At 73.8% G+C, this 26,629-nt stretch carries 24 protein-coding genes; 7 read left to right on the forward strand and 17 right to left on the reverse strand.

Annotated elements, in window-relative coordinates:
- Positions 1–159 precede the first annotated feature (159 nt).
- The 11 genes from Pdca_RS33325 to Pdca_RS33370 all read right to left on the reverse strand — a co-directional run bounded on the left by Pdca_RS33325 (position 160) and on the right by Pdca_RS33370 (position 11,791).
- Positions 160–1,350: an ATP-binding protein gene (locus Pdca_RS33325; protein ID WP_085915517.1), complete on the reverse strand. Its 1,191-nt coding sequence runs from the start codon at positions 1,348–1,350 to the stop codon at positions 160–162.
- A gap of 701 nt (positions 1,351–2,051) precedes the next feature.
- Entirely contained in the window at positions 2,052–2,582 is a 531-nt protein-coding gene (locus tag Pdca_RS33330; RefSeq protein WP_085915518.1) for an FxsA family protein, read from the reverse strand.
- Positions 2,583–2,650: 68 nt separating this feature from the next.
- Positions 2,651–4,453, reverse strand: coding sequence for a dihydrolipoamide acetyltransferase family protein (locus Pdca_RS33335; protein ID WP_085915519.1), 1,803 nt, complete (start codon positions 4,451–4,453; stop codon positions 2,651–2,653).
- A 9-nt stretch (positions 4,454–4,462) separates the two neighbouring features.
- On the reverse strand, positions 4,463–5,440 hold the full coding sequence (locus Pdca_RS33340; protein WP_085915520.1) for an alpha-ketoacid dehydrogenase subunit beta: 978 nt from the start codon (positions 5,438–5,440) through the stop codon (positions 4,463–4,465).
- Positions 5,437–6,630, reverse strand: a complete 1,194-nt coding sequence (pdhA, locus tag Pdca_RS33345; RefSeq protein ID WP_085915521.1) for a pyruvate dehydrogenase (acetyl-transferring) E1 component subunit alpha — start codon at positions 6,628–6,630, stop codon at positions 5,437–5,439. Before pdhA ends, Pdca_RS33340 begins: the two co-directional genes overlap by 4 nt.
- Before the next feature lie 221 nt (positions 6,631–6,851).
- Complete coding sequence (locus Pdca_RS33350) at positions 6,852–7,187, reverse strand: antitoxin (RefSeq protein ID WP_085915522.1); 336 nt, start codon at positions 7,185–7,187, stop codon at positions 6,852–6,854.
- 100 nt (positions 7,188–7,287) lie between these two features.
- Complete coding sequence (locus tag Pdca_RS33355) at positions 7,288–7,881, reverse strand: peroxidase-related enzyme (RefSeq protein WP_085915523.1); 594 nt, start codon at positions 7,879–7,881, stop codon at positions 7,288–7,290.
- A 29-nt stretch (positions 7,882–7,910) separates the two neighbouring features.
- Complete coding sequence (locus Pdca_RS33360; RefSeq protein ID WP_085915543.1) at positions 7,911–8,567, reverse strand: response regulator transcription factor; 657 nt, start codon at positions 8,565–8,567, stop codon at positions 7,911–7,913.
- Positions 8,568–8,581: 14 nt separating this feature from the next.
- Positions 8,582–9,877 carry a sensor histidine kinase gene (locus Pdca_RS33365; RefSeq protein WP_085915524.1) on the reverse strand — a complete coding sequence of 432 codons (1,296 nt, stop codon included), beginning with the start codon at positions 9,875–9,877 and terminating at the stop codon, positions 8,582–8,584.
- A gap of 60 nt (positions 9,878–9,937) precedes the next feature.
- Complete coding sequence (locus tag Pdca_RS35910; RefSeq protein ID WP_158092286.1) at positions 9,938–10,087, reverse strand: hypothetical protein; 150 nt, start codon at positions 10,085–10,087, stop codon at positions 9,938–9,940.
- An 18-nt stretch (positions 10,088–10,105) separates the two neighbouring features.
- On the reverse strand, positions 10,106–11,791 hold the full coding sequence (locus Pdca_RS33370) for a serine hydrolase domain-containing protein (RefSeq protein ID WP_158092287.1): 1,686 nt from the start codon (positions 11,789–11,791) through the stop codon (positions 10,106–10,108).
- 324 nt (positions 11,792–12,115) lie between these two features.
- Here Pdca_RS33370 and Pdca_RS33375 point away from each other — a divergent pair, with 324 nt between their 5' ends.
- Complete coding sequence (locus Pdca_RS33375; protein WP_085915526.1) at positions 12,116–12,460, forward strand: DUF3024 domain-containing protein; 345 nt, start codon at positions 12,116–12,118, stop codon at positions 12,458–12,460.
- A 4-nt stretch (positions 12,461–12,464) separates the two neighbouring features.
- Here Pdca_RS33375 and Pdca_RS33380 read toward each other — a convergent pair whose 3' ends face one another.
- From Pdca_RS33380 to Pdca_RS33395, 4 genes are all read right to left on the reverse strand, one after another.
- Positions 12,465–14,504: a hypothetical protein gene (locus Pdca_RS33380; protein WP_085915527.1), complete on the reverse strand. Its 2,040-nt coding sequence runs from the start codon at positions 14,502–14,504 to the stop codon at positions 12,465–12,467.
- A gap of 403 nt (positions 14,505–14,907) precedes the next feature.
- Positions 14,908–16,728: a phosphoenolpyruvate carboxykinase (GTP) gene (locus Pdca_RS33385; protein ID WP_085915528.1), complete on the reverse strand. Its 1,821-nt coding sequence runs from the start codon at positions 16,726–16,728 to the stop codon at positions 14,908–14,910.
- A gap of 361 nt (positions 16,729–17,089) precedes the next feature.
- On the reverse strand, positions 17,090–17,452 hold the full coding sequence (locus Pdca_RS33390; RefSeq protein WP_085915529.1) for a hypothetical protein: 363 nt from the start codon (positions 17,450–17,452) through the stop codon (positions 17,090–17,092).
- Positions 17,453–17,715: 263 nt separating this feature from the next.
- Entirely contained in the window at positions 17,716–19,299 is a 1,584-nt protein-coding gene (locus Pdca_RS33395; protein ID WP_085915530.1) for an MFS transporter, read from the reverse strand.
- 139 nt (positions 19,300–19,438) lie between these two features.
- Between Pdca_RS33395 and Pdca_RS37690 the strand changes: the two genes are divergently transcribed.
- Positions 19,439–20,002: a TetR/AcrR family transcriptional regulator gene (locus tag Pdca_RS37690; protein ID WP_085915531.1), complete on the forward strand. Its 564-nt coding sequence runs from the start codon at positions 19,439–19,441 to the stop codon at positions 20,000–20,002.
- A gap of 87 nt (positions 20,003–20,089) precedes the next feature.
- The gene (locus Pdca_RS33405) at positions 20,090–20,554 is read left to right on the forward strand and encodes a hypothetical protein (protein ID WP_085915532.1); all 465 of its coding nucleotides are present in this window, start codon (positions 20,090–20,092) and stop codon (positions 20,552–20,554) included.
- 6 nt (positions 20,555–20,560) lie between these two features.
- Here the strand turns inward: Pdca_RS33405 and Pdca_RS33410 are convergent, their stop codons facing one another.
- Positions 20,561–20,836, reverse strand: a complete 276-nt coding sequence (locus tag Pdca_RS33410; RefSeq protein ID WP_085915533.1) for a DUF6802 family protein — start codon at positions 20,834–20,836, stop codon at positions 20,561–20,563.
- A 244-nt stretch (positions 20,837–21,080) separates the two neighbouring features.
- Positions 21,081–21,833 (reverse strand): hypothetical protein, encoded by a 753-nt coding sequence (locus Pdca_RS33415; RefSeq protein WP_125911661.1) that lies wholly within the window; start codon positions 21,831–21,833, stop codon positions 21,081–21,083.
- Positions 21,834–22,310: 477 nt separating this feature from the next.
- Between Pdca_RS33415 and Pdca_RS33420 the strand changes: the two genes are divergently transcribed.
- From Pdca_RS33420 to Pdca_RS33435, 4 genes are all read left to right on the forward strand, one after another.
- Complete coding sequence (locus tag Pdca_RS33420) at positions 22,311–23,057, forward strand: glycosyltransferase family 2 protein (RefSeq protein WP_085915535.1); 747 nt, start codon at positions 22,311–22,313, stop codon at positions 23,055–23,057.
- A gap of 54 nt (positions 23,058–23,111) precedes the next feature.
- On the forward strand, positions 23,112–24,116 hold the full coding sequence (locus Pdca_RS33425; protein ID WP_197719874.1) for a glycosyltransferase family 2 protein: 1,005 nt from the start codon (positions 23,112–23,114) through the stop codon (positions 24,114–24,116).
- A complete protein-coding gene (trmB, locus tag Pdca_RS33430) occupies positions 24,109–24,882 on the forward strand; it encodes a tRNA (guanosine(46)-N7)-methyltransferase TrmB (RefSeq protein WP_085915537.1) in 774 nt (257 codons plus the stop codon). Before Pdca_RS33425 ends, trmB begins: the two co-directional genes overlap by 8 nt.
- Before the next feature lie 557 nt (positions 24,883–25,439).
- Positions 25,440–26,594 (forward strand): nitric oxide synthase oxygenase, encoded by a 1,155-nt coding sequence (locus tag Pdca_RS33435; RefSeq protein ID WP_085915074.1) that lies wholly within the window; start codon positions 25,440–25,442, stop codon positions 26,592–26,594.
- Positions 26,595–26,629: the final 35 nt, after the last annotated feature.

Consider the following 26,629-nt stretch of genomic DNA (forward strand, 5'->3'; position numbering starts at 1 on the left):
CGGCAGCGCCCGGGAGGAGCGGGGGAGGCCTCGGACGTGGAACGCCCCGCGGTGCGACCGAGTCGGGGGTCCGGTTGCACCGCGGGGCTCACCAGGGACGTCGTCGCACGTCGACGACGCGTTACACCGCAAGTTCTTTTCACTCGAACGGGCGAGTGCTCATGTGTTCGCGAGCAGGTATCGCCCGAAGTGCGGGACGGTGAAGGCGATCTGGCCCCGCTGCGCCGAGTAGACCAGGCCCTTCTTCATCAGGCTGTCCCTGGCCGGCGACAGCGACGACGCCCGCCGCTCCAGGTGCTTCGCCACCCCCGCCGTCTCGACCGGCAGGTCCTCGCCGTCGGTCAGCTCGGCCATCGCACGCAGGTATTCCCGCTCCGCGGGGGTGGCACGCTCGAACCGGGACCCGAAGAAGCCCACCGCCAGCTCGGCCTCCGCCTCGGGGGCGGCCATCTCGACGTCGCGCACCCCGATCGGACTGGTGGGCGCGGCGTCCCAGGCCGCCTTGCCGTAGGCCTGGACGAAGTACGGGTAGCCGCCGGAGCGCCGGTACAGGTCGTCGAGCGCCTCCCCGTCGAACATCGCGTCCTCCCGCTCCGCGGGTGCGAGCAACGCGAAGTCGGCGTCGGCGCGGTCCAGCCGGTCGATCCGCGAGTACTTGAACAACCGCTCCGAGTAGGACTTCGACGCCGACAGCACCGCGGGCAGGTGCGGCAGCCCGGCCCCGACGACGACCAGTGGCACCCGGGACTGGGACAGCTCGTGGCAGGCCGCGCAGAGGGCGGACACGTCCTCGGCCCGCAGGTCCTGCATCTCGTCGATGAGCAGGGCGATGCCCGAGCCGACGTCCTGCGCGAGCTCGGCGACCTCGGTGAACAGCTCGACGAGGTCGATCTCGATGTCACCGGAGTCGGCCCGGCCGTTGCGGACCGGGACGTCGATGCCCGGCTGCCAGCGGTCGCGCAGCTTGGTGCCCTCCGGCGAGGACCGCAGCGCGAACGCTTTCAGTACGCCGAGTACCTCGTCGATCCGCTCCGGGGCCCGGTGCCGGACGGCGAGATCACGGATGGCGCGGTGCAGCGCCGCCGACAGCGGACGGCGCAGGTCGGCCTCCGGCCGTGCCTCGATCTTCCCGGCGCCCCAGCCGGCGTGCATCGCCATCGAGCGCAACTCGCCGAGCAGCACCGTCTTGCCGACCCCGCGCAGACCGGTGAGCACCAGGCTGCGCTCCGGCCGGCCGCGCGCCACCCGCTCCAGGACGATCTCGAAGGCGTCGACCTCACGGTCCCGGCCGGCCAGTTCGGGCGGGCGCTGCCCGGCGCCGGGGGCGAACGGGTTGCGCACCGGGTCCATGATCCGACGGTATCCGCCGATCTTCCGGATTTCGTATACGGCGATAGCGAGCGCCCGGCGTGTCGGTCGCCATCACCCGCACGGCCCAGCGGGAGCACGGTGACCGGATTTCTCGCCGCCACCGTGCGCCACCCCGCCCCACGACTCCCGCCGGGGGCCGTGCTTCGACGCCGATTTCCCCGCCACCTGCGGCCCCGCTCCGTACCGATGGGCCGGAAACGGCCCGGACGCCGCCGAACACGCCCCGACAAGACATCACGGAGAGTGATAACGCCTCCGCGTCATCACTGTTCCGGCGTCGCTCGGTCGACGTCTCACCGACCGTCAGTGAGACGCAAGGACCCGAATAACACCGTTGTAGTCACGATCCGGTGGCCTCCGTCGGTCGACCTTCCGGAACCGGCCTCGACCAGCGAATATGACTACAGAACAGCATGTCGCACCCGTTCCCTCCCCTGGAAGGAAGCGCCGTGACCCCACGTCGTGGACGGCATCGCGCCGCCGAGACGCATCACTCGACGCTGCGGATGCGCCCGAACACACAGCGTCGTCGCCGGCTCGAGAGCCTGCGCATCCTCCTGGTCGGCACCCGACCCGGCTGGTGAGACCGGCGGGGGTGCGCGCCGTCACCCCCGCCACCCCGCTCGGTCGTGCTGACCTCAGTCAATTGCACCGGCCCCGCTCGGTCGCGCCGGCGCCGGTCAGTCGCGCCGGCTCCGGTCGTCGTCGACGATCTCGCCCTCGACCACCGGCCCGCCACCACCGGCCGCGGGCCCGGTGATCAACGGATAGCCGGTGGCCCGGTCGGGCCCGGGCCCCGGCTCGGTCACCGTCTCGCCGTCGACCACGGTGGCGCCGTAGCGGATCCGCGCGGTGCGCAGACCCGGCGCCGCGCGCTCCGCCGCGCTGACCATCCGCCGCCGCGCGAGCGCACGGGTCGGCGGGAAGACCAGCGCCAGCCCGAGCAGGTCGGTGATCAGGCCGGGCAGGAACAGCAGCACGCCGCCGATCGCGATCAGCAGGCTGTCGGTGGCCTCCTCGTGCGCGAGCTTCCCCCGCTGCACCGCGGCACCCAGCGCCCGCGCGGCGCGGACCCCCTCGCGGCGGGCGAGCAACAGGCCCAGCACGGAGCCGGCGAGCAGCACCAGGATGGTCCAGCCCGCACCGATCCAGGACGCCAGCGCGACGATCGCCAGCACCTCGAGCACGATGTAGAGCAGCACGAACGGCATGTCCCGACAACGCGCGACGGCGCCGTTCTGCTCCCGATCCGTCCGAATTCGCCCCGATCGGCCGCGGGCTACCAGGTGAGGGCGATCCCCGGATCCGCCAGTAGGGCGCCCACGTCGGCGAGGAACCGGGAGCCCTCGGCACCATCGACCACCCGATGGTCGAACGACAGCGCGAGCCGGCAGACCGTGCGCACGGCCAGCTCCCCGTCGACCACCCACGGCGCCTGTTTGATCGACCCGACCGCCAGGATCGCGGACTCGCCGGGGTTCAGGATCGGGGTGCCGGTGTCGACGCCGAGCGCACCGACGTTGGTGATCGTGAACGTGCCGCCGACCAGGTCGGCGGGTGCCGTCCGGCCGGCGCGAGCCGTCTCGGTGAGCTCGCTCAGCGCCTCCGCCATCGGCCGCAGCGCGAGCCGGTCGGCGTCGCGGATCTTCGGCACCAGCAGGCCGCGCGGGGTCGCGGCGGCGATCCCGAGCTGCACCCGCTCGTAGTAGACGATCTCGCCGGCCCGCTCGTCCCAGGCGGCGTTCACCGCGGGCGTGCGGGCGGCCGCCAGGCAGGCCGCCTTCGCGACGAACGCCAGCGGGGTCAGTTTCACCCCGGCGAACTCGCGCGACGCGCGCAACCGCTCGCGCAGCGCCATCATCTCGGTGGCGTCGACGCTGAGGAACTCGGTGACGTGCGGTGCGGTGAAGGCGCTGGCCACCATCGCGGCGGCGGTGGCCTTGCGGACGCCCCGGATCGGCTCGCGCCGGTCGCCGGAGCCGGCCGGGGCCGGGGTGGTGCCCGGGCCGGCATCGGCCGCCGGTCCCGCTGCGGCAGCCGGAGCACCCGCGGCACCGCCGGTGGCAGCCGGAACGCCCGTGGTGGCAGCGGAAGCACCCGCGGTAGCGGCGGTGGCAGCCCGAACACCCGCGGCAGCACCGGTGGAACCGGAAACACCCGCCGGGCGCGCCGCACCGGCACCACCCGCCGCACCGACGGTCCCCACAGCACCGGCAGCAGCCGCGGCAGCCGACCCGGCATCCGCAGCCGCCGGACCGGGACCCTGCGCCGGAGCGCCGGAAACCGATCCGGGCGATCCGTTCGCGGTCGCGTGCACGTCGTCGCGGGTGATGCGGCCGTGCGGCCCGGTACCGGTCACCGTGCGCAGGTCCACCCCCAGTTCCCGGGCGACCAACCGGACCGGCGGGGGTGCGAGCGGCACCTGCGCCGCGGCCGGACCGGTCGCCCCGGTAGCCGCACCGGGCTCGGGATCCCCGGACGGTGCCGCACCGGGCACCTCCGCCCGGTGCTCCGCGGCCTCGCCGGGCCCCACCGCGGCGGCGGCCACCCCGGCCGGGACGTCCTGCTGTGCCGAGGCGGGCTCCGCCGGAACCGGCTGTGCCGGAACGGGCTGTGCCGAAGCGGGCTGTGCCGGAACGGACTGCGGCGGAGCAGGCTCCGCCGGAACCGGCTGCGCCGGCTCCCCGGCGGGCGCACCGGCCCCGCGCCGCGGACGCCGCCGCACCGAACCCTGCCGCGGGCCGTAGCCGACCAGTGTGGCGATCCGGCCGTCCTTGCCCGCCTCGCCGATCTTCGCGCCGGCCTCCTCGGCCGGGGACCCGGCCGAGGACCGGTCCGAGCCGGGGGTGTCGATGGCGATGATCGGGCTCCCGACCTCGATCGTCGCGCCCGGCTCGGCCAGCAGCTCGCCGACCGTGCCCGCCCACGGCGACGGCAGCTCCACGGCCGCCTTCGCCGTCTCGATCTCGACGATCACGTCGTTGACCTCGATCGTGTCGCCCGGCGCGACCCGCCAGGCGACGATCTCGGCCTCGGTCAGTCCCTCGCCCACGTCGGGCAGGTTGAACAGCTCACGCGTCATCGGGGTCCCTCACCAGGCCAGCGAACGGTCGACGGCATCCAGAACCCGGTCCAGGTCGGGGAGGTAGTCGTCCTCCAGCCGGGACGGTGGGTACGGGGTGTCGAAGCCCGTCACCCGCAGCACCGGTGCCTCGAGCGAGAAGAAGCACTCCTGCTGGATCCGGGCCGCGACCTCCGAGGTGATCGACGACTCGGACGGCGCCTCGGACACCACGACCAGCCGGCCGGTACGGCGCACCGACTCCGCCACCGGTCCCAGATCCAGCGGGGAGAGCGTGCGCAGGTCGATCACCTCGAGATCCTGGCCGTCCTCGGCGGCCGCGGTCGCGGCCTCCAGGCAGGTCTTCACCATCGGGCCGTAGGTGGCGATGGTGAGGGTCGAACCGGGGCGGACGACCCGCGCCGAGTGCAGCGGCGGGGCGGCACCGAGATCGGGATCGACCGTGCCCTTCTCCCAGTAGCGGCGCTTCGGCTCGAAGAAGATCACCGGGTCGTCGCAGGCGATCGCCTGCTGGATCATCCAGTGCGCATCGGCCGGCGTCGCGCACGCGACCACCTTCAGACCCGCGACGTGCGCGAACAGCGACTCCGGCGACTCCGAGTGGTGCTCGACCGCCCCGATCCCGCCGCCGAACGGGATCCGGACGACGACCGGCACCGGCACCGCCCCCTGTGTCCGGTACCGCAGCTTCGCCAGCTGGGAGACGATCTGGTCGAAGCCGGGGAAGACGAACCCGTCGAACTGGATCTCGCAGACCGGCCGGAAGCCGCGCACGGCGAGCCCGATCGCGGCGCCGATGATGCCGGACTCGGACAGCGGCGTGTCCAGCACGCGCTGCTCGCCGAAGTCCTTCTGCAGTCCGTCGGTGATCCGGAAGACGCCGCCGAGCCTGCCGACGTCCTCACCCATGATCAGGACCTTGGGGTCGCGCTCCATCGCGGCGCGCAGCCCGTCGTTGAGGGCCTTGGCCATCGTGGTGGTGCTCATGCCTGCTCCTCCTCACCGGCGAAGGAGGCGTGATAGGCGAGGTACTCCGCGCGCTGCGCGTCGACCTGCGGCGACGCGTCCGCGTAGACCTCGGAGAACATCCGCTCCGGGCCCGGCTGGGGCATCGCCCGGCAGAACGCGCGGAGCCGCTCGCCCAGCTCGTTCGCCTCGGCGTCGACGGCCTCGAAGAACTCCTGCTCGACGCCGTGCCGCCGGGCCAGGTGCACCCGGACCCGCTCGATCGGGTCCTTCAGCTTCCACAACTCGACCTCGTCGGCCAGCCGGTAGCGGGTCGCGTCGTCGGAGGTGGTGTGCGAGTCCATCCGGTAGGTGAAGGCCTCGATCAGCACCGGCCCGTTGCCGGTCCGGCACTCGTCGAGCGCCCAGCGGGTGACGGCGAGGCAGGCGAGGACGTCGTTGCCGTCCACCCGGACACCGGGGAACCCGTAGCCGCGGGCGCGCTGGTAGAGCGGCACCCGGGTCTGGCGCTCCAGCGGGACCGAGATCGCCCACTGGTTGTTCTGGCAGAAGAAGACCAGCGGGGCGTCGTAGGCGGCGGCCCAGACGAAGCCCTCGTGCACGTCGCCCTGGCTGGTGGCGCCGTCGCCGAAGTAGCAGATCGTGGCCTCACCGGTCTCCCGGTCACCGACCTTCGACTCGAACCGCTGACCCATCGCGTAGCCGGCCGCGTTGAGGCACTGGTTGCCGATCACGATCGTGTACGGGTGGAAGCGGCGGGCCGCGAAGTCCCAGCTGCCGTGGTCGGTGCCGCGGAAGATCCCGAGCAGCTCGGTCGGATCGACCCCGCGGGTCCAGGCGACGCCGTGCTCGCGGTAGCTCGGGAAGCACATGTCGGACGGGCGCAGCGCCCGGCCGGAGCCGACCTGCGCGGCCTCCTGGCCGAGCAGCGGCACCCAGATGCCGAGCTCGCCGTGGCGCTGCAGCGAGTTTCCCTCGCGGTCGGCCCGCCGGACCAGCACGAGATCCCGGTACAGCGACTTGAGGTCGTCGAGCGTGACGTCGGCGGTGTAGCGGTCGAAGTGCTCGTGGTGCACCCGCTCGCCCTCGGGCGTCAGCAGCTGGACGAGCTCGACCCCGCCTTCGTCGACCCCCTTCAATCCGGCGACGACCTGGTCGCGGCTGGGCCGCGACCGCGGATCCCCCGGTACCCACGCCTGCGGTTCCTCCACGGCGTACCTCCTCGGTCTCGCCGGGCCGGGGTGGCCGGCCGGCGGTGTCGGCACCGTGACCCGCACGGGTGGGCGGATCACGGACGCTCGGGCGTCGTCCCCGATCCTGGCACGGGACCGGGCGCCGGGACAGCTCGTGCGGTGCGACCCACCAGGAGTCCACATGCGACGGCCCCGGCACCGTGCGGGTGTCGGGGCCGGTCGCGGGCGATCTCGGCCGCCTACTGGTTGCCGGGGTTCGGCGGCGGGAAGGCCGGCGGCTGCCCGGGGCCACCCGGCTGCTGCCCGTCACCCGGCCCGGGCTGCCGCGGACCCGGTGCCGGCGGCGTGGTGCCGGGGGCCCCGTAGCCGTAACCGGGCTGCGGGATACCGGCTGCGTCCTTCGCCTTGCGGGCGACACCGGCGATCTGGTTGGTGTACTTGCCGCCGGTCTGCTTGTCGACGAACTGGACGGCCGAGTCCAGGGCCTTCCCGGCCTTGTCCGGGTTGGAGCGGGCGTAGCGGCGGGCGGCCTCGGCCGCACCGGCCAGGACGACGAGTCGTCGGAACAGGGACATCGTGAAGGACCTCCGTGACGGACGCGGCAGCTCGGCGTGCCGCGGGCTGTCGAGCCCACGGTAGGGGAACGCGGCTCGGCGGGCAGGAAGTTCCCGCTCGTCAGCTCCGCGGAGTGCGTCCCATCAGGAAGAACTCCGGGTTCGGGCGCAGCGCGGTGAGGTGCGCGAGCCGGTTCGACATCGAGAACAGCGCGGTGATGGCGCCGACGTCCCAGATCTCGTCGTCGGTCAGACCGGCGTCGCGGGCGGCGTCGAGATCGGCCTCGTCGAGCGACTCGGACTGCCGGGCGACGAGCAGTGCCAGGTCGACGATCGCCCGCTCGCGGACCGACAGCTCCACCGCGTACGGGTTGGTCGCGACCCGATCGGCGATCTCCGGGTCGCGGTACCGGATCCGCAGGATCGCCCCGTGCGCGACCACGCAGTACGTGCAGTTGTTCGCCCCCGAGGTGGCCACGACGACGAGCTCGCGCTCGGCCTTCGACAGTCCGCCCGCGTCGGCGGCCGGCTCCATCAGCGCGTCGTGGTAGTCCAGGAACGCGCGCAGCTCGGCGGGCCGCTTCCCGAGTGCCCGGAACACGTTCGGGACGAACCCGGACTTCTCGGCGATCGCGCCGATGCGCTCGGCCAGATCCGGCGGAAGACCCTCGGGATCGACGTGCCCGAACCGGCTGACCTCGTGCTGCTGTGCCATGGACGGCGACGATACCCGGCGCGGAACGCTCAGCCGGGCGACGCGACGCCGGTGCGGTAGGCCCACACCACGGTCTGCAGCCGGTCCCGGGCGCCGATCTTCGTCATGGCCCGGCCGAGGTGCGACTTCACCGTGCTCGTCTCGACGACGAGCTCGGCTGCGATCTCGGCGTTCGACAGCCCACCGGCCAGCAGCCGGACGATCTCGGTCTCGCGCGGGGTCAGATCCGCCGCCGGTCCGGCGGCCGGCTCCGCGGCCGGACGCCGCCGGGCGAACTCGGAGATGACCCGCCGGGTCACGGTGTGGTCGACCAGGCCGTGCCCGGCGGCCAGCCGGCGGACCGCGTGCACCAGGTCGTCCGGATCGGTGTCCTTGAGGACGAACCCGCTCGCTCCGGCCTCCAGCGCCCCGAACACGTACTCGTCGAGATCGAAGGTCGTCACCACCAGTACCGCGGGCACCGGTGGGTCGCCCGCGACGATCTCCCGGGTCGCGATCAGCCCGTTGCCGCCGGGCATCCGGACGTCCATGCACACGACGTCGGGGGAGAGCCGGCGGGCCAGCCGCACCGCCTCCGCGCCGTCCGCGGCCTCGCCGACGACCTCGATGCCACCGGCCAGCTCCAGGAACATCCGGAACCCGGCCCGCACCACCGCCTGGTCGTCGACCAGCAGCACCCTGATCACGGGGTCACCTCCGGTCACGGTGCCGCCTCGGGCTCCACCCGCAGTGCCAGGCACACCCGCCATCCTCCCGGTCCGGTCGGTCCGGCCTCGAACCGCGCCCCGACCAGCTGTGCCCGCTCCCGCATGCCGACCAGGCCGAAGCCGCGGCCCTCGCCGGGGCCGGTGGGCGGCACGTCCGGGGCGTCGTTGACGATCTCGATCCGCAGTTCGTCGGAGACGCGCTCCAGCACGATCCGGACGGCCGCGCCGGGCGCGTGCTCGCGGGCGTTCGCCAGCGCTTCCTGGACCACCCGGTGACCTGCGACGTCGGCGATCGGCGGCAGCTCCGGGATCTCGCCGCGGCGCTCCACGGTGACCGGGGTGCCCAGCTCCCGGGTCGTCGCGACCAGCCGGTCCAGGGCGGCCAGGCCGGGCACCGGTGCGTCGTCCTCCGGCGCCTGCCCGGTGCTGCCGGGATCGCGCAGCGCGCCCACCACCATCCGCAGGTCGCGCAGCGTCTCCCGGCCCTGCTCCCGGACCCGGCCGGCGATCCGCCGCGCCTGCTCGGGATCCCGGTCGACCAGCCGTTCCACCATGGCCGCCTGCACGACCATCCCGGACAGGTGGTGGGCGGCGACGTCGTGCAGCTCGCGGGCCATCCGGGACCGTTCCCGCCGGACGGCGTCGTCGGTCCGGGCGCGCTGTGCCCGCTCCGCCTCCGCAGCGCGCGCCCGCAGCAGCGCGACGTAGCCGCGCCGGGCGGCGATGTAGGCACCGATCAGCGTGGCCGCCCCATAGGTCAGCGCCGCGGAGATCAGCTGGGCGGACGCCGGCACGATCAGCGCACCGACCGACGGGACCGGGAACAGCAGCGCGACGAATCCGATCGACTCGACCAGCGCGGCCGCCGGTACCAGCCGGGCAGCCCGGCGCGGCGCCAGCAGCACCCCGCAGGTGTACGCCGCGATCAGCGGAGCCGGGCCACGCAGGGTCAGGTCGGGAGGTACCGCCGCGAACACCACCACCTGCATGCCCACGACGAGGCCCAGACAGAGCACCGGAGTGGTCCGGCGCAGTGCCAGCAGCAGGCCCTGCGCGGTGGTGAGCACCAGCAGGGCGGCGAGCCCGGGCGGGTCGAACGCGACGTCCGGATCGACCCCGGTCGCCAACAGCCCGACCACGAGCGCCATCATCCCGGCCACCAGCACGCCGAGCGCGCAGTCCCGGCGGAACGGCCCGATCAGCCCGGCCGCGGTGAGCAGCGCGTCGAACCGCTCGGGCAGCCGGCCCCGGCCGGGAACCGGGTCCGGCTCGGCAGCGGGCGGGGACATGGTGCCCAGTATCGGACACCCGGTGCCCGGCACCCGGCATCGACGCCCGGCGGCCGGCACTCAGTATCCGATGCTGGAGGACAGCAGCCCGAACGCGATCGCGATCCAGCCCACCCCGGCCAGGCCGAGCAGCAGGCCGACCCGGCCCGCGACCGCCCACCGGTCCGCGCCACCGCGCACCGCGGTGACCACGCCCGCCGCCGCGATCAACGTCCCGTTCAGAGCGATCTACTGCGCCGCCTGCAACGCGTGCAGCAGCGGCACCGGCACCTCGGCGAGGACGCTGACCATGCCCAGCACGGTCGCCCAGCCGGCCAGTGCGACCAGCGCGCAGCCGGCCGCGAACCGGGTCAGGAGGTGCAGGATCCGGTCGGCCCGGCCGGGCGAGGGCCGGGCGGGCATCCCGCGGCGGCGCAGCAACGCCCCGACCGGCCAGGCGAGCAGGCCCACGAGCAGGGCAGTGGCGGACACCGCGAGCACCGGCCCGGCGGTCGAGGAGTCCCGGAACGGGCCGGTGCGCTGCAGGGTGAAGGCCGACTCGAAGCCGATCTCGGTGACCCGGTCCCCGGTCGTGCGGGTGGTCAGCAACCGGTTCCCGCCGATCTCCTGCCAGACCGCAGGCCGGATCTCCCGGTAGCCGGCCGGTCGGACGCTCCCGGGCCCCGAGGTGACGAGCAGCGTGCCGTCCGGGCGGGCGGTCACCTCGGTCTGCCCGAGCATGCCGAGTGCGGACAGGAAGGTGCTGTACGCCGCCCGGGTGGACTCGTACCTCCCGGCGACCGCCGCCGCGCGGTCGCTCGACCCGGCCGCTTCGGGCGCCGGGGTCAGCGGGTCACCGGCCGCCGGGAAGTAGCGGTCGGCGAACCCGTCGAGCAGCGCCCGCCGGATCTCCAGGGTGTCGATCGCACCGCGCCCGTTGCTGTTCATCGAGACGAACACACCGGTCCGCTCGGCCGGGTAGACCTGCAGGTGGGAGTGGAACAGCGTGGTGTCGCCACCGTGCCCGAGCACCAGTCGGCCGTTGCGGCTCTCGTCGAACATGCCCAGCGTCATCCGCGGGCCCTCGGCGATCGTGCCAAGGGTGTCCGGGCCGAGCCCGGGGGTGCGCATCAGCTCGGCGGTCTCCGGGGCGAGCAGCGATCCGGCGCCGGGCTCGTCGAGCAGCGCCCGGACGAACCGCGCCATGTCGGTCGCCGACGCGCTCAGCGAGCCCGCCGGGGCGGGCCCGACCGTCTCGAACGGCATCGCCGGCTCATCGGTGTTCGGGTATCCCGCCGACAACCGGTCGCGCAGCCCCTCCGGGAGCGGCTGGGCGAACGTCGAGGAGGTCATCCCGGCGGGTTCCAGCACCGCGTGCCGGACCTGCTCCTCGAACGGGGTGCCGGTGACGCGCTCCACCACGTACCCGGCCAGCGCGTAGCCGTAGTTGGAGTAGGCGGGCGTCGTACCGGGGCTGAAGACCTGCTCCGGCGGATCGGCCGCGAGCACCTCCCGCAGGTCGGGGCTGCTCTCGCCGTGCGAGATCAGGCCACGGACCTGCTCTTCGAAGCCCGCGGTGTGGGTCAGCAGGTGGCGCATCGTGACCGGCGGCTCGAACCGCAGCGGGAGCGGGAAGTCGAGATACTGCCGGACGTCGGCATCGAGCTCGATCCGGCCCTGCTCGACCTGCTGCAGGACGGCCGTCGCGGTGACCACCTTGGAGACCGAGCCGACCCGGAACAGGGTCCGGTCCGGATCGACCGGTGCGCCGCCCGCATGACCGAAGCCGCGCGCGGTCAGCAGCTCACCGTCGTGCACCACGGCGACCGTCGCCCCGGCGATGCCGGACCGTTCCAGCGCGGACGGGAGCAGGCCGTCCAGCCAGGCGTCGACGTCGGTGCCGGTCAGCTCCGCGGTGACCGGGGGCGCCGACACCGGCGGTGCCGGATCGGCCGGTGGGGGCGCCGCACACCCCGCGGCCACGAGGAGCGCGACGCCCGTCGCAACCAGTGCCGGGAAGGACCGGCGGACCGGTGCCCCCCGTCCACGTGACCAGAACCTGCTCCGGCGCATCCGGCTGTCCTCCCGTAGCGGCGCCGGCGGCTCGGGCGCCGCCGGTCGTCCCGGGTTCCAGCGTCGTCACCGCGCGGGCCCGGCACATCGCGCGCGGGTGCCCATCGACGGTTACGACCTCCGGTGGAGGCCTGCGACCGGAGAGGGACTTTCCGGACGGATCCGGATCGGGGACCATGTGCCCGCATGGGAGTCCCGGAGCAGGTGCGCGAGCAGCTCGCGGCGTGGTGTGCGGGGCTCGTCCCCGAGCCGCAGCGCGAACGCCGCCGGATCGGCTACACCACGGCCGGCGGCACCGTCACGATCCTCGATCGCAGGCCACCCGCGTTCCCCGAGCTGGGGGCCGCGTGGTCGTCGACGTCGCTCGCCCGGCTGCGGGCCGACGACCCGGAACCGGGCCGGTGGACGCTCTACCTCCCGGCCGCACCCGACTCGCGGGAGCGGTGGGAGCGCGTGCAGCCATCGGCCGACGATCCGTTCGTGCTGCTCGACCAGGTGGCGGACGGGATCCGCGCGGTCGGGTCGAGCTGAACTCCTACCGCTCGCCGCCGCCCGGTCCGGCCGGGCGGGCCGCCGGGGCCATCGCCGACGGGGCGGACGGCCGCTGGTCGTGACCACCGGGTGCCGACGCCGAGCGGGGCGCGGGCACCTCGGGCCCGGTCCGCTCGTCGACCGGGCCGGGCTGCTCGGGCACCGAGGACGCCGGGGGAACAGCCGGGACCGCCGTGGCCTCGGCCGGCTCCTGGTCGGCCGGCTCCATCCCGGTGCCCCGCAGGAACCGCGCCGACGCCTGGTTCAGCACCTCGAGCAGGGTCGTCCCGGACGACTCGGCCCGCGGCTCGTCACCGACGACGGCCAGCATCCGCGGTGCGGCCGCGGTCAGCAGCAGGCCGTCGGCCTGCATCGATCCGGTCCCCAGCACCACGACGAGATCCGTTGCGTCGGCCGGCGGCAGCGCGGCGAGCAGGTCGTCGGTGGCCGTCATCGCGACGAGCCCGAACCCGCGGGCACCGCGCGTCGCATCCGCCGCCCAGGCCCGCGCCAGGTCCCGGTGGGTCCCGGCGAGCTCGCCCAGCAGCCGTTCCAGCTCCTGCCGGTCGGCGACCTCGCGGCGGGCCCGGCCGAGCTCGTCGAGTGCCTCGGCGTAGGCGTCCGGGTCGTGTGCCCGCACGGCGGCGACCGCCGCGGTGTGCTCCGGCGCCATCGCGCCCAACGGCACCGATTCCTCGCAGGTCTGCGCGAACCGCTCCAGCTCGTCGGACGCCTCGGCCGGGTCGCCGTGGTCGTCGTAGTCGACGATGGCCCGGCCGACCCGCTCGGCGGTCTGCAGGTCGGGCACCGACACCGGCGAGTTCTGCTGCAGGAACAGGACGTCGTGCCGCAGAGCGCCGACCGATCGGGCGGTCGCCGCGATCCGGTCCAGGGTGTCGGTCAGCTGCGGCAGCTCGTCGGCCGATCGCGGGATCGACAGCCCGAGCATCGAGCAGAGCCGGGCGATCTCGTCGTCCCGGCGGGCCAGGTCGAGGTGGTTGACGATCGCGGCCACGTGGTCGTGGGTGGACGGCTCCTCGCCTGCGACCCGGAACCGGTCCAGCATCGGCACGGCGTCGCGCTGCGGCTGCGCACGGAAGTAGGACCGGCTGCGGCCCCCGCCGTCGAGGAAGTCGAGGTACTGCCGGATCACGTCGTCGCCGCCCGCGGGCAGCGGCGACTGCACCTGCACCGGCGGTCCGGCGGCGAAGCGCACCCGGTCGTCGCGCTGGCGGGCCGCGAGCCCCTGCAGCGACTCGAACTCGGTGCGGAGCCCGCCGTGCACCAGCCTGCCGACCACGTCACGCAACCGCTCGGCGTCCGGTTCGCCGGCCAGCGAACCGAGCGAGCCGACCACGCAGCGGGCGACCTGGGTGACGGCGGCGCGGCGCTCCGCGTCGAGGTCCCGCAGCAGGCCGGGGATCACCTGGGCCTCACCGCCGTCGACGCCCGCGGTGCCGTCGACGATCCGGTCGGCGCGCCGGCAGCAGGCGAACACCTCGGTGTACGCCGGCAGGACGTCCTCCGGCGGCAGCTCCTGGTCGGTCCGGGCGGTCCGGTCGCGGCCCACCGTCGCCAGCAACCGGCGCAGCCGGCGCAGGTCGACCGAGGAGAGACCGGGCAACCGGTCCACGATCCGGTCGGCGACGGAGCCCGCGAGTGCGGCGCGCAGCGCGGCGAGCCGCTCGGCGTCGCCACCGGTCAGCAGGATCCGCATGCCCTCACCGGTCAGCGCGGCGAGCGCCCGCGCCAGCTCGTCGGTGCCGGTGTCGGACAGCACGACCAGCGCTTCCTCGGCGAGCACCCCGGCCAGCGTCTCGGCCGTGTCGTCGGCGGGCCGGGGCGGGACGGGTGAGTTCAACGAGCCGGACAGGATCCGCAGCCCCGCGGGCACCCGCTCGGCCCGCACGTCCCCGACGATCCGGGCCGTCGCGGCCCGCACCGCCGGCCCACCGCGCCCGCTGCCCGCCAACCGCTCGACGAACGCGACGAGCGCCTCCGTGTCCGTGCCCTCGGACACCCGGACATCCAGCATCTCGCTCACACCTCCGCCGTACCAGCAACGCCGTACCGGGGACGGCGCTCACGGTGTGTACCGCCGTGGCGCGCCCGGCGTTCCGCTTCCACGCCTGCTCCGTCCGGCCCACCGCCGTTCGCGATCACGATCCGCGACGGACGGGAACCCGATCGGGCACACGACGAGTCGGCGGCACGCCCGTGCCGGTCCTGTCGCAGGCTACCCGGCGAGCGGCCACGGCGCTCCGACCTGGCGGAACTCCCCGGCGACGCGAACCGCGCAACCTCCGGCGTCCACACTGGGTGACGACGCGGCGTCCAGCACTGCTCCATCGGCGTGAAATCTCTCTCCGTCACCGGACGGGGGCCCGGAGTGACGGAGCCCCCGGCGGCCGTCCGGTCGCCGGGGGCTCGGTACCCGATCGGGTCGCTCAGGCGCCCAGGCGCTGCTTGAGCGCCTCGAACTCGTCCCGGATGGAGGACGGCAGGTTGTCGCCGCCGATCGTGGCGAACCACTCCTCGATCAGCGGGATCTCGGCCTTCCACTCCTCGACGTCGACGGCCAGCGCGTCCGCGACGTCGGCCTGGTCGGCATCGACGCCCTCGAGATCGAGCTGGTCGGTGGTGGGCACGTAGCCGATGGGGGTCTCGACGGCGGCCGCGGTGCCCTCCAGCCGCTCGATGCACCACTTGAGGACACGGCTGTTCTCACCGAACCCGGGCCACAGGAAGCGGCCGTCGGCTCCGCGGCGGAACCAGTTGACGTAGAAGATCTTCGGGAGCTTGTCGGCGTCCGCGCCCTTGCCGATGTTCACCCAGTGCGCGAAATAGTCGCCGACGTTGTAGCCGAGGAACGGCAGCATCGCCATCGGGTCGCGCCGGACCTGGCCCAGCCCGCCGGCGGCGGCCGCGGTCTTCTCCGACGACATGGTGGCACCCATGAAGGTGCCGTGCTGCCAGCTGCGCGCCTCGGTGACCAGCGGGATCGTGGTCTTGCGGCGGCCGCCGAAGAGGATCGCCGAGATCGGGACGCCCTTCGGGTCGTCCCACTCCGGGGCGACGACCGGGCACTGCTCGATCGGCACCGTGTAGCGGGAGTTCGCGTGCGCGGCATCGGTGCCCGACTCGGGCGTCCAGTCGTTGCCCTTCCAGTCGGTCAGGTGCGCCGGGTCGCCCTCCAGCCCCTCCCACCAGACGTCGCCGTCGTCGGTCAGGGCGACGTTGGTGAACAGCGCGTTGCCCTTCTCGATCGTGCGCATCGCGTTCGGGTTGGTCTTCCAGTTGGTGCCCGGCGCGACGCCGAAGAAGCCGAACTCCGGGTTGATCGCGTAGAGCCGGCCGTCCTCGCCGAACCGCATCCAGGCGATGTCGTCACCGACGGTCTCGGCCCGCCAGCCCGGCACGGTCGGCTGCAGCATCGCGAGGTTGGTCTTGCCGCAGGCGCTCGGGAAGGCGGCGGCCACGTAGTACGCCTTGTCCTCCGGGCTGATCAGCTTGAGGATCAGCATGTGCTCGGCGAGCCAGCCCTCGTCGTGCGCCATCGACGAGGCGATGCGCAGCGCGTAGCACTTCTTGCCCAGCAGCGCGTTGCCGCCGTACCCGGAGCCGTAGCTCCAGATCTCCCAGGTCTCCGGGAAGTGGCTGATGTACTTGGTCTCGTTGCACGGCCACGCGACGTCGGCCTGGCCCTCCTCGAGCGGGGCGCCGATCGAGTGCAGAGCCTTCACCCAGCGGTCCCCGGCGACGTCGAGCAGCGGGACGACGCTCGCGCCCATCCGGGTCATGATCTTCATCGAGATGACGACGTACTCGGAGTCGGTGATCTCGACACCGATCTTCGGGTCGTCGGAGTCGATCGGCCCCATGCAGAACGGGACGACGTAGAGCGTCCGGCCCCGCATCGAGCCCCGGTAGAGCTCGGTCATCGTCTGCTTCATCTCGGCCGGGGGCTGCCAGTTGTTGGTCGGCCCGGCGCCCTGCTCGGTCTCGCTGCAGATGAAGGTCCGCTCCTCGACCCGGGCGACGTCGTCCGGGTCGGAGGCGGCGTAGAAGGAGTTCGGCTTCTTCTCCAGCCGGGTCAGGGTGCCCGCCTCGACCAGCTGGTCGGTCAGCCGGGTCCACTCCTGCTCCGACCCGTCGCACCAGACGACCCGGTCCGGGGACGCAAGCTCGGCGATCTCCTGCACCCAGGCGACAACGGCCTGGTTGGTGGTCGGTGCCTTGTCGGTGCCCGGAACGGTGGCTGCAGTCATGTCGTCCTGTTCTCCTCGCCGGCCCCGGCCCGCTACCCGGGGAAGTACTACGAGCCCGTACCGATGATCGGTACGGGCCTTGCGGGAAAAGGTGATATCCGAGGTTACCCGCGGAATGGAGCCCTACCCATGCCGTCTCTTGAGAGGTCAGGCACAACACCGATCATGTAAATCGATCCAGAAGCCCGTTGTGGAGGCCGGCGTCCTTCCTGGTGACGGGCTTGTCACACGAACGCAACCCGATGCGGGTGACGGATTCGATGACGCCCCGTGACGATTGGACGGAAATGTGCAAGCAGTCTTCATCGAACGACATCCGCGCAGTCGGAACGGTCCGATTCAACGCTTTGATCCGACAGAGTTATGCATTCTGGGTGCCGAAGGTCGTCCGGGCGACCTCCGCCGGTGTCCGGGCGAACTCCGGGACCATGATCGGCAACCGGTGCGCGGTGACGTTCCAGTAGCGCCGCACCGGGTCCGCGGCCCGCCACGCGTCGGCGAGTCGGACGACCGCGTCCGGATCGATGCTCCGCCGGGGCCGGGGCCGCATCCCGCAACGCTCCCGGACGCCCGCGTCGAGCGCCCGCCAGGCGTCCTCGGCGGTGGTGTGGACCGACACCTCGGGCCCCTGCCGGCTCACGCCGGTGTCCGGGCCGGCGTGCTCGAGGTCCTCGCGGCCCCCGCCCAGTACCAGCGTGTAGGCACTGACCACCTCGTACGGCACGGATGTCTCCCACGGCGTCGGCGGCTGTCCCGGTGTAGTCAACCAGCCGGGCTACGGCGCGTTGACCGGTGTCCACGATCCGTGTCCACCAGCAGGGCCCACAGGCAGGGCCCACGATCCGTGTCCACCAACAGGGCCCACGATCCGGACCCACGATCCGGCCCCCCCAGCTGGGCCCCCGAGCTGGGCCCCGGAGCCGGGCCCACGGGCCCGGTCCCCGGGGCCGCCGGTCCGTGGCACCGGCGGCCCCGGGGGAGCAGCGATCAGTGACCGGAGCGTTGCAGCGCAGGCTCCGGGAGCCCGGAGGCCCCGGCGGCCAGCACCGCCCGGTGGGCGCGGCGCAGGCCGAGCCCGGCCGTCACCAGCACCACCGCGACGATCGCCGCCGCCACCCCGGCCGCGAGATCGACTCCGGCCACGAACGCGTCCCGGCCCGAGTCCAGCAGCTCGGCGGCCGGGCCGGCCGGCAGCCCGCGGGCGGCGTCGACGGCACTGCCGAGCGTCTCGCCCGCCGCCGCCGGTGCCCCGTCGGGCAGCACCACCGTGCTCCGGTAGACCGCGGACAGCACGCCGCCGACCACCGCGGTGCCGAACACGGCGCCGACCTCGTAGGCGGTCTCCGAGACCGCGGATGCGGCGCCCGCCTTCTCCGGCGGCGCGGCGGCGAGGATCGCGTCGTTGGTGACGGTCTCGGACAGGCCGATCCCGGCACCGATCAGCACCGCCGCGGTCATCAGCAGCAGCACCGCCGAGTCGACCTGCAGGAACAGGCTGATCCCGAACCCGGCGAGCACCAGGGCCAGACCCACCGACACGAGCTGGTGCAGCGCGAACCGGCGGGCCAGCCGCGCCGCGGCGAGCCCGGCCACGATCGTCACCAGGAAGCTGGGCAACAGGAGCAGGCCGGCCTGCAACGGCGACGCGCCGAGCACCAGCTGCAGGTACTGCGCGGCGAAGAACAGCAGCCCGGTCAGGCCGAACATGGTCGTCGCGTTGGCCAGCGCGCTGTAGCGGAGCACCGGGCGGGCGAACAGCTCCAGGTCGATCAGCGGATCGAGACCGCCCCGGACGCGCCGCCGGTAGTGCAGCACGAACGCGACGGCCGCCCCGGTGCCGACCAGCACCGACGCCACCGCGCCCGGGCCGAACCCGGAGGAGCCGATCAGCTTCACGGCCAGCACCAGCGGGCCCATCGCCAGCAGCGACAGCAGCACGCCGACCAGGTCGAGCCGCCCCGGTGCCGGCTCCCGCGACTCCGGCAGCAGCACCGGCGCGACGACGAGCAGCAGCGCCATCGGCGGCACGCTCATCACGAAGATCGATCCCCACCAGAAGTGCTCGAGCAGCAGGCCGCCGACGATCGGTCCGAGCGCGGCACCCGCTGCGAACCCGGTCGCCCACACCGCCAGCGCCAGACGGCGCTGCGCCCGGTCGACGAACACCGTGCGCAGCAACGCCAGCGTCGAGGGCATCAGCATCGCGCCGAAGACACCGAGCAGCGCGCGGGCGGCGACCAGCTGCCCGGCCGACGTCGCGAACCCGGCGGCCAGCGAGACGGCACCGAAGCCGGCCACACCGATCATCAGCAGCCGGCGGCGGCCGATCCGGTCGCCCAGGGTGCCCATCGTGACCAGCAGCCCGGCCAGCACCAGCGGGTAGATGTCGACGACCCACAGCAGGGTCGACGCGTCCGGACTCAGCGCGGCGCTGAGTTCGGGCAGTGCCACACCGAGCACCGTGTTGTCGATCGACACCAGCAGGGTCGGGATCACCAGGACGGCCAGCGCGAGCCAGGCACGCGGTCCGGGGCGGGTGTCCGGGTTCGCGGTGACCTCGGGCCGTGACATCTCTCTTCTCCTTCGGGGCAGCCGCACGATGAATTTACCGTCCAGACGGTACAGTCATATACCGTCCAGACGGTACAGTCCACTGGCCGTGGCGCCCTGTGAGCGGAAGCACCGCCGGGCACGTGGGTAGCCTTCGCGGATGGCGGAGCGGCGGAACGCAGGACCACCGGCCCGCGACCGGGTACTCGACGCGTACGAGACGCTGCTCATCGAGCAGGGCCCCGGCGGGGCCACCCTGGATGCCGTCGCCGCGATCGCCGAGGTCTCCAAGGGCGGCCTGCTCTACCACTTCTCCTCGAAGGATTCGCTGGTCGGCGGGCTGCTCGAGCGGCTGCGCGAGCGCAGTGCCCGCGACGCCGAACAGATGCGCACCGATCCGGACGGCGCCGTCGCCTACTACCTGCGGACCTCGGTCCCCGGCGGCGAGTCACCGGTCGGGCTGACCCGCACCTACCTCGCCGCGCTGCGGATCGCCGACGGCAGCACGACGGGCGCCCCCGCCCGGGACGCACTCGCCGCGGTCGACGCCGACGGCCTCGCCGCGCTCCGCGAGGAGATCGAGGATCCGGTGCTCGCCTGGCTGGTGCAGCTGGTGGGGGACGGGTTGTACCTGCGCACCCTGACCGGGGCACCGCTCACCGGCGGCGTCTCGCCCGACGAGCTGCACGGCAGGCTCCGGGAGCTGGTGTTCCGCCGGTCCTGACCGGTGAACCACCCGCGCGCACAGCGCGTCGGAGCGGTCGCTCAGGGTAGGCTCGGACACTGCTCACGCAACGGGGAGGGGCCCACTGTGGAGGGGACCGCCAGCTACCTGACGTTGGTCGTGATCGGCATTCTGATCACGGTCGGCGTCGGCCAGATCCTGTTGCGCTCCGGCCAACCGTTCCTGGACGACGTCTTCCAGAACAAGGAGAGCGCCCACTCCATCAACCGGCTGCTGGTGGTGCTGTTCCACCTGCTGACGCTGGGCGTGCTCGGGATGATCTCGGTCATCGACGTCCCGGCCGACGCGGGCACCGCGCAGACCGTGGTGTTCAAGATCGGCGTGGTGCTGCTGCTCGTCGGCATCGCCTACGGCGTCTCGATGCTGGTGCTGCTGCGGATCCGGGAGCGCCGCAGGCAGCAGACCGTGTCCGCGGAGATCGACCAGAAGATCGCCGAGCAGCGCCGCGGCCCCGGCCGGTTCCGGCGCGGTGGCGGCGGCCCCGGCCCGGAGAACGAGGCCCGGTCACCGTCCGAGCAGCCGGGGGACTGACCCCGGTCACCGCCCGGCCGGGATCCCGGCGACGGCGTCGAGCAGCCCGGCCGAAGGATCGGCCGGCACCGGCGCGGGATCGGCCGGCACCGGCCCGACGACATGATCGGCCAGGCCGTCGCGGTCGGTGTCGATCCAGAACGATGTTCCGGCAGGGCCCTCGACGACCAGCGTGTCCGGCAGGCCGTCGTGATCGGTGTCCCGGGCGGCCGGGCCGATCACCGGCACCGCCGCACCGGCGCCCGGGTCCGGCCCCCGGACCGGTGCACGCGGCACCTGCACCGAGTTCCACCACGCCGTACCCGCCGCAACTCCCACCGCGCCCCACGGCCCGCGCGCCGGGACAGCCGGTGGACGGCCGCGCGCACCGACCGCACCCGGTCCGGGCCCCTGCCCGGCCGACCGGGCAGTCGGCCGCGTCGGTGGCGTCGGTGACATCGGTGGCGTCGGTGGCGTCGGTGGCGTCGGTGGCGTCGGTGGCGGATCACCGAACCGGTCCGGGTCCGCGCGCCGGAGCCCCGGGTCGTCAGGCCGCACGGCGCACCCCGGCGGCACGCGGCACCCGGCGCCACGGCGCCGGCCGGGCGCCGACGGCGAGCTCCGCGTCCAGGGTCCGCCGGATCAGCTCCCGGTCCGCGGCGGCCAGCACCGCCGCGCGCACCCGGTGCGCGATCTCCCGGGCACGCGCGACCCGGGCCGCCCGCACCCGGACGGCGAGGCCCGCCCCGCCGAGCAACACCAGCCCGGCGAGCACCAGCAGCACGCCGGGCCCGGCCGCGGGCAGCACCCGCCCGGCGCCCAGCAACCCGGACAGCCACGCGCCCGGCAGCAGCGCCCCGGTCGCGGCCCCCGAGACGAGGAGACCGGCCACCCCGGAGCCCGGAGGCCGGTGAGTGGGACGACCCCGGCGGGAGCGCGGCACCCGGGATCCGGGCAGCGCGCCCAGGGCCGCCGGGACCAGGACCGAACCCGACACCGGTGACCCAGAGTGAGTGATCTGTGTCACCCGTTGCCCCGGACGTCCCAGTGCCCGCGCGGCCCCCGCGCGGCGCACCGGTGGACCGGCCCGGCGCGACCATCCGTCGTCGAGGTCGCAGGCCGGTCGGTCCAGTGCCGCCCTCCACCAGCGGGCGTCACCGGCCCGGGCCGGTCGCCGGACCGCAGCCTCCACCAACCCGTCGACCTGCGACGACAGTGCGTCCACGCAGTCCATCCTGGCCAGTGCGAGTAGCGGGCGCAGCTCCCCGAGGGGGTCCGCGCGGCGACGGCTCGACGACATGATGGAAGCCTGACGAGCACCGGCGGTCACCGGATGCGTAGGACTGCGCAGCGGCTCCAGGGGGCCGCCGGGCGTTCCGGCAGCACATCGAACCGGACGCCGGATACGGACGAATCAACCGACCGGGGCAACCCCGCGGGTGGTCCGGACGTCTGCACAGTCGGGTCCGAGAAGCTGCCCGACACGAGAACCGCAACCAGACCGTGACACCGTCGTTGAACGAGTAGAGCGGACCTGTATGGAGGAAGTGTGAGCGCCGTTACGCCCGCCCGCCCGGCCGTCACGCCCGAGTCGAGCGCACCCGCGCGACCCGGGCCGCAGCCCGGCCCCGGCACGGGACAGACGCCCCTCCCGGCGAGTCCTGCCCGACCGACGAACGCTGTCACCCGCACCGCCCAGCCGGCGCCGCCGGAGGGCCCGGAGGGCTTCCGCCGTCCGCGGCCCCGGCCCGCCCCGCGGCGCAGCCCGAACCCCGCGGTGTCGGTCATCGTCCCGACCCGCAACGAGGCGCGGAACCTCGAGATCGTGCTGCCGGCGATCGCCGCGGTGCGCCCCGCGGTGCACGAGGTGATCGTCGTCGACGGCAACTCGACCGACAACACGGTCGCCGTCGCCCGCCGCACGCTGCCATGGGCCCGGGTGATCACCCAGACCCGCAAGGGCAAGGGCAACGCGATGGCCTGCGGTTTCACCGCGGCCACCGGCGATGTCCTGGTGATGTTCGACGCCGACGGCTCGGCCGACCCGAACGAGATCCCCGGCTTCGTCGACGCGCTGGTCAACGGCGCCGACTTCGCCAAGGGCAGCCGGTTCTGCAAGGGCGGCGGCTCGGACGACATCACGCTGCTGCGCAAGTCCGGCAACGCCGGCCTCAACACGGTCGCCAACCGGCTCTTCGGCACGAAGTACTCCGACCTCTGCTACGGCTACAACGCGTTCTGGGCCGACCTGCTCCCGCAGCTCGAGCTCCCGGACCCGGCGGCGCCGCAGCCCGAGGACGGCTCGATGCTCTGGGGCGACGGTTTCGAGATCGAGACCGTGCTGAACTGCCGGGTCGCCGCGGCCGAGCTGAAGATCACCGAGGTGCCGTCGGTCGAGCGTGAGCGCATGTTCGGCGAGACCAACCTGCGGACCTTCGCGGACGGCACCCGGGTGCTGCGTACCCTGATGTCCGAGCACCGTCGCATGGAGCAGCGCCGCAAGGCGTCCGGGTACGCCCGCTAGAGCGCTGCCGGCGCGGTACGCCGCGAAACCAGCAGCACGAGGAGCGAGTACATCGTGAGCGCCCTGCCCACCGCCAGCGTGGTCGTCTGTGTCTACACCGAGAAGCGCTGGTTCGACATCCGCTCGGCCGTCGAATCGGTGCTGGCGCAGGACGTCACACCGCTGGAGACGATCGTCGTCGTCGACCACAACGAGCGGCTGCACGAGCGCGCCGAACGTGAGTTCGGGCCGCTCGGCGTCGTGGTCGTCGCGAACGACCGGGTGCAGGGTCTGTCCGGCGCCCGGAACACCGCGCTCGACCTGGCATCCGGCGAGGTCGTCGTCTTCCTCGACGACGACGCCAGCGCCCGCCCCGGCTGGCTGGCCGCGCTGCTCGCGCCGTACGCCGATCCCGATGTGATCGGGGTCGGCGGGATCGCGCACCCGAGGTGGCCGGACGGCCGCCCCCGCACCCTCCCCGGCGCCACGCCGGGCGATCCGGACGCGACCGGCGAGCTCGACTGGGTCGTCGGCTGCACCTACACCGGCCAGCCCACCGAGCGCGCCGAGATGCGCAACCTGATGGGCTGCAACATGTCGCTGCGGGCCGAGGTCTTCAAGCGGGTCGGCGGATTCGCCGAGGACATGGGCCGGATCGGCAAGAACCCGCTGGGCTGCGAGGAGACCGAGCTCTGCATCCGGGCCCGGCAGGCCTACACCGCCGACGGCCGCACCCCGCGGATCCTGTTCGAGCCGAAGGCCGCCGTCGACCACCGGGTCTCCGACGACCGCGTCTCCTGGCGGTACCTGCTGCGGCGCGGCTGGGCCGAGGGCATCTCGAAGGCCGCCGTCTCCAAGGTCGTCGGCACCGGGGACTCGCTGTCCACCGAGAGCAGCTACACGATGAAGGTGCTCCCGGCCGGTGTGCTCCGCGAGGCACGGGACCGCAATCCCGCATCGGCCGCCGCCATCGTGGCCTGCTTCGGCGTCACCGCGGCCGGCTACATCCGGGGCAGACTGCCCGGCGCCTCCGCACACGTGCGGCTGCCCGCTGCCGGCCGGAACACCCCCGGTGCCTGAGCCGGCCCTCGCCCCGGACGCACCGCACGACACCCGGATCCGCTCCTACGTCCACCAGCGTGTCCGGCTCTCCGAGGGCCAGGAGTCCGCGTGGCGGCGGCTGTGGCCGGTGCTCGGCGGTGAGGTGGCCGACGTGCTCCCCGAACCGGACCGGTACTGGGATCCGCACGCCACGTTCGGCCGGACGGCCCCGCTGGTGCTCGAGATCGGGTCCGGCATGGGGGAGACGACGGCCGCGCTCGCCGTGGCCGAGCCGGGGATCGACCACCTGGCCGTCGAGGTCTACGAACCCGGTCTCGCCCAGCTGCTGATGCGGGTGGACCAGCTCGGCCTGGCCAACCAGCGGGTGCTGCGTGGCGACGCCGTCGAGCTGCTGGAGCGCGCCGTCGCACCCCGATCGCTGAACGGTATCCGGATCTACTTCCCGGATCCGTGGCCGAAGCGGCGGCACCACAAGCGGCGGCTGGTACAGCCGGACTTCGTCCGGCTGGCCGTGTCCCGGCTGATCCCCGGCGGCCTCCTGCACCTGGCGACCGACTGGCCGCACTACGCCGAGCAGATGCGCAGAGTGGTCGCCGCGGAGCCTGCCCTTCGGCCGGACGGCGCCTTCCCACCAGGGCCGGACGGCTGGCAGGAGCGGCCCGAATGGCGTCCCACCACGAAGTTCGAGGAACGTGCCCGCATCGAGGGACGCCCGGTACGAGACCTGTTGTACGTCGCTCACCACGGAAACGCCCCCAGTGACACACGGAGAGTCACCGACTAGGGTTGTCACTCCCCCCCCCCCCCCCCGAGATACGTCCCCGCCCGAGTGACCCCCGAAGGACGCCCGTGACGACGGTGGAGCACGCCGCGAGCAAGCAGCCCGCGCCCGCGCAACCGACCCAGCCGGTGCGCCGACCGGCCGGGTTCCGTCCCAGCCCCACCCCACGGTCCACCGAGGATCCCGCCCCGTCGGCGGCCGCGGAGACGACGGTCACCCCGGCGGTGGAGCCGGCCACCCGGGCGGTCACGATCGTCCCCCTCGCCGGCGCGGTGGAGGCGACCACCGCGGCAGCCACCCCGGGCAGCGGCCCGGAGGCGACCACCGTCATCGGGCCTGCGGCGCCCGACCGCTCCGCGACCCCTGCCCCCGCGAGCGCCCCCGGCCCCGGCCCCGCGAACGCAGCACCGGCGACGGCGGACGCCACGGTGGTGGTCCCGCTGCGCGGCCAGGGCGCAGCCGTCACCGCGGTGTCGGCCCCCACCATCGCCACGACCTCCGTCGAGCCCGCAGCGGGCGGTGCCACGGTCCGCACCCCGGCCGCCGCAGCGGGCTGCCCGGTGACCGGCCACGGCAGGTCCGGTGGGCACCCGGTCGCGCCGGGCGTCCCCGACGAGCGACGTCCGAAGGCGGTCGACCCGGCCGCCGCCGAGGAGTTCCTCCGCCAGGTCTACGCCGAGACCGAGCCGGAGCTGCCGCTGCGCGACCGGCTCCGGCAGGTCCGGAGCGAAATCGACCGGCGCGGCGTCTACACCCACACCGCGCACGAGCTCGTGTTCGGCACCCGGATCGCCTGGCGGAACTCGGCGCGCTGCATCGGCCGCCTCTACTGGCAGTCGCTGCAGGTGCGCGACCTGCGGCACCTGCACGACCCGGCCGACGTCGCCCAGGAGAGCGTGGGGCACCTGCGGGCCGCCACCCGCGGCGGCCGGATCCGTTCCACGATCACCGTGTTCGCACCGGATGCCCCGGCCCGGCCGGGTCCGCGGATCCGCAACGACCAGCTGGTGCGCTACGCGGGTCATCGCAACCCGGACGGCTCCGTGGTCGGCGACCCGAGCCAGGTCGAGTTCACCGACCGGGTCGTCGGGATGGGCTGGCCGCGATCGCAGCCACCGGGGCGGTTCGACGTGCTGCCGTTGCTGATCACCGGCGCCGACGGCCGGTCCCGGCTGTTCGACGTCCCGCCGGACGCCGTGCACGAGGTCCGGCTGCGCCATCCCGAGCACCCGTGGTTCGCCCGGCTGGGGCTGCGCTGGCACTCCGTGCCCGCGATCAGCAACATGCCGCTGGAGATCGGCGGCGTCGTCTACCCGGCGGCGCCGTTCAACGGCTGGTACCTCGACACCGAGATCGGCGCCCGCAACCTGGCCGATCCCGACCGCTACGACCTGCTGCCGGAGATCGCGAAGCGGCTCGGGCTGGACACCCGCTCGGTCCGCACCATGTGGAAGGACCGGGCGATGGTCGAGCTGGTCCGCGCCGTCACCTACTCGTTCGACGCCGACGGCGTCACGATGGCCGACCACCACACCGAGTCCGAGCGGTTCCTGCGCCACCTCGAGAAGGAGGAGGCCGCGGGGCGGAGCTGCCCGGCCGACTGGAGCTGGATCGTGCCGCCGATGTCCGGATCCCAGACGCCGGTGTTCCACCGCTACTACGACGAGCCGGATCCGGACCTGCGGCCGGCGTTCCTGGAACCGCACCGGATCTGACCGCGGGCCGCGGGCCGGTCGCCGCGGTGCCGATC

The organism is Pseudonocardia autotrophica (genome assembly GCF_003945385.1).
Taxonomy (GTDB): domain Bacteria; phylum Actinomycetota; class Actinomycetes; order Mycobacteriales; family Pseudonocardiaceae; genus Pseudonocardia; species Pseudonocardia autotrophica.

Bases quoted from the DNA above. Each gene is read 5' to 3' on its own strand.
- Pdca_RS33325 (WP_085915517.1), bottom strand. From the start codon at position 1,350: ATGGACCCGGTGCGCAACCCGTTCGCCCCCGGCGCCGGGCAGCGCCCG.
- Pdca_RS33330 (WP_085915518.1), bottom strand. From the start codon at position 2,582: ATGCCGTTCGTGCTGCTCTACATCGTGCTCGAGGTGCTGGCGATCGTC.
- Pdca_RS33335 (WP_085915519.1), bottom strand. From the start codon at position 4,453: ATGACGCGTGAGCTGTTCAACCTGCCCGACGTGGGCGAGGGACTGACC.
- Pdca_RS33340 (WP_085915520.1), bottom strand. From the start codon at position 5,440: ATGAGCACCACCACGATGGCCAAGGCCCTCAACGACGGGCTGCGCGCC.
- Pdca_RS33350 (WP_085915522.1), bottom strand. From the start codon at position 7,187: ATGTCCCTGTTCCGACGACTCGTCGTCCTGGCCGGTGCGGCCGAGGCC.
- Pdca_RS33355 (WP_085915523.1), bottom strand. From the start codon at position 7,881: ATGGCACAGCAGCACGAGGTCAGCCGGTTCGGGCACGTCGATCCCGAG.
- Pdca_RS33365 (WP_085915524.1), bottom strand. From the start codon at position 9,877: ATGTCCCCGCCCGCTGCCGAGCCGGACCCGGTTCCCGGCCGGGGCCGG.
- Pdca_RS33375 (WP_085915526.1), top strand. From the start codon at position 12,116: ATGGGAGTCCCGGAGCAGGTGCGCGAGCAGCTCGCGGCGTGGTGTGCG.
- Pdca_RS33385 (WP_085915528.1), bottom strand. From the start codon at position 16,728: ATGACTGCAGCCACCGTTCCGGGCACCGACAAGGCACCGACCACCAAC.
- Pdca_RS33395 (WP_085915530.1), bottom strand. From the start codon at position 19,299: ATGTCACGGCCCGAGGTCACCGCGAACCCGGACACCCGCCCCGGACCG.
- Pdca_RS37690 (WP_085915531.1), top strand. From the start codon at position 19,439: ATGGCGGAGCGGCGGAACGCAGGACCACCGGCCCGCGACCGGGTACTC.
- Pdca_RS33415 (WP_125911661.1), bottom strand. From the start codon at position 21,833: ATGTCGTCGAGCCGTCGCCGCGCGGACCCCCTCGGGGAGCTGCGCCCG.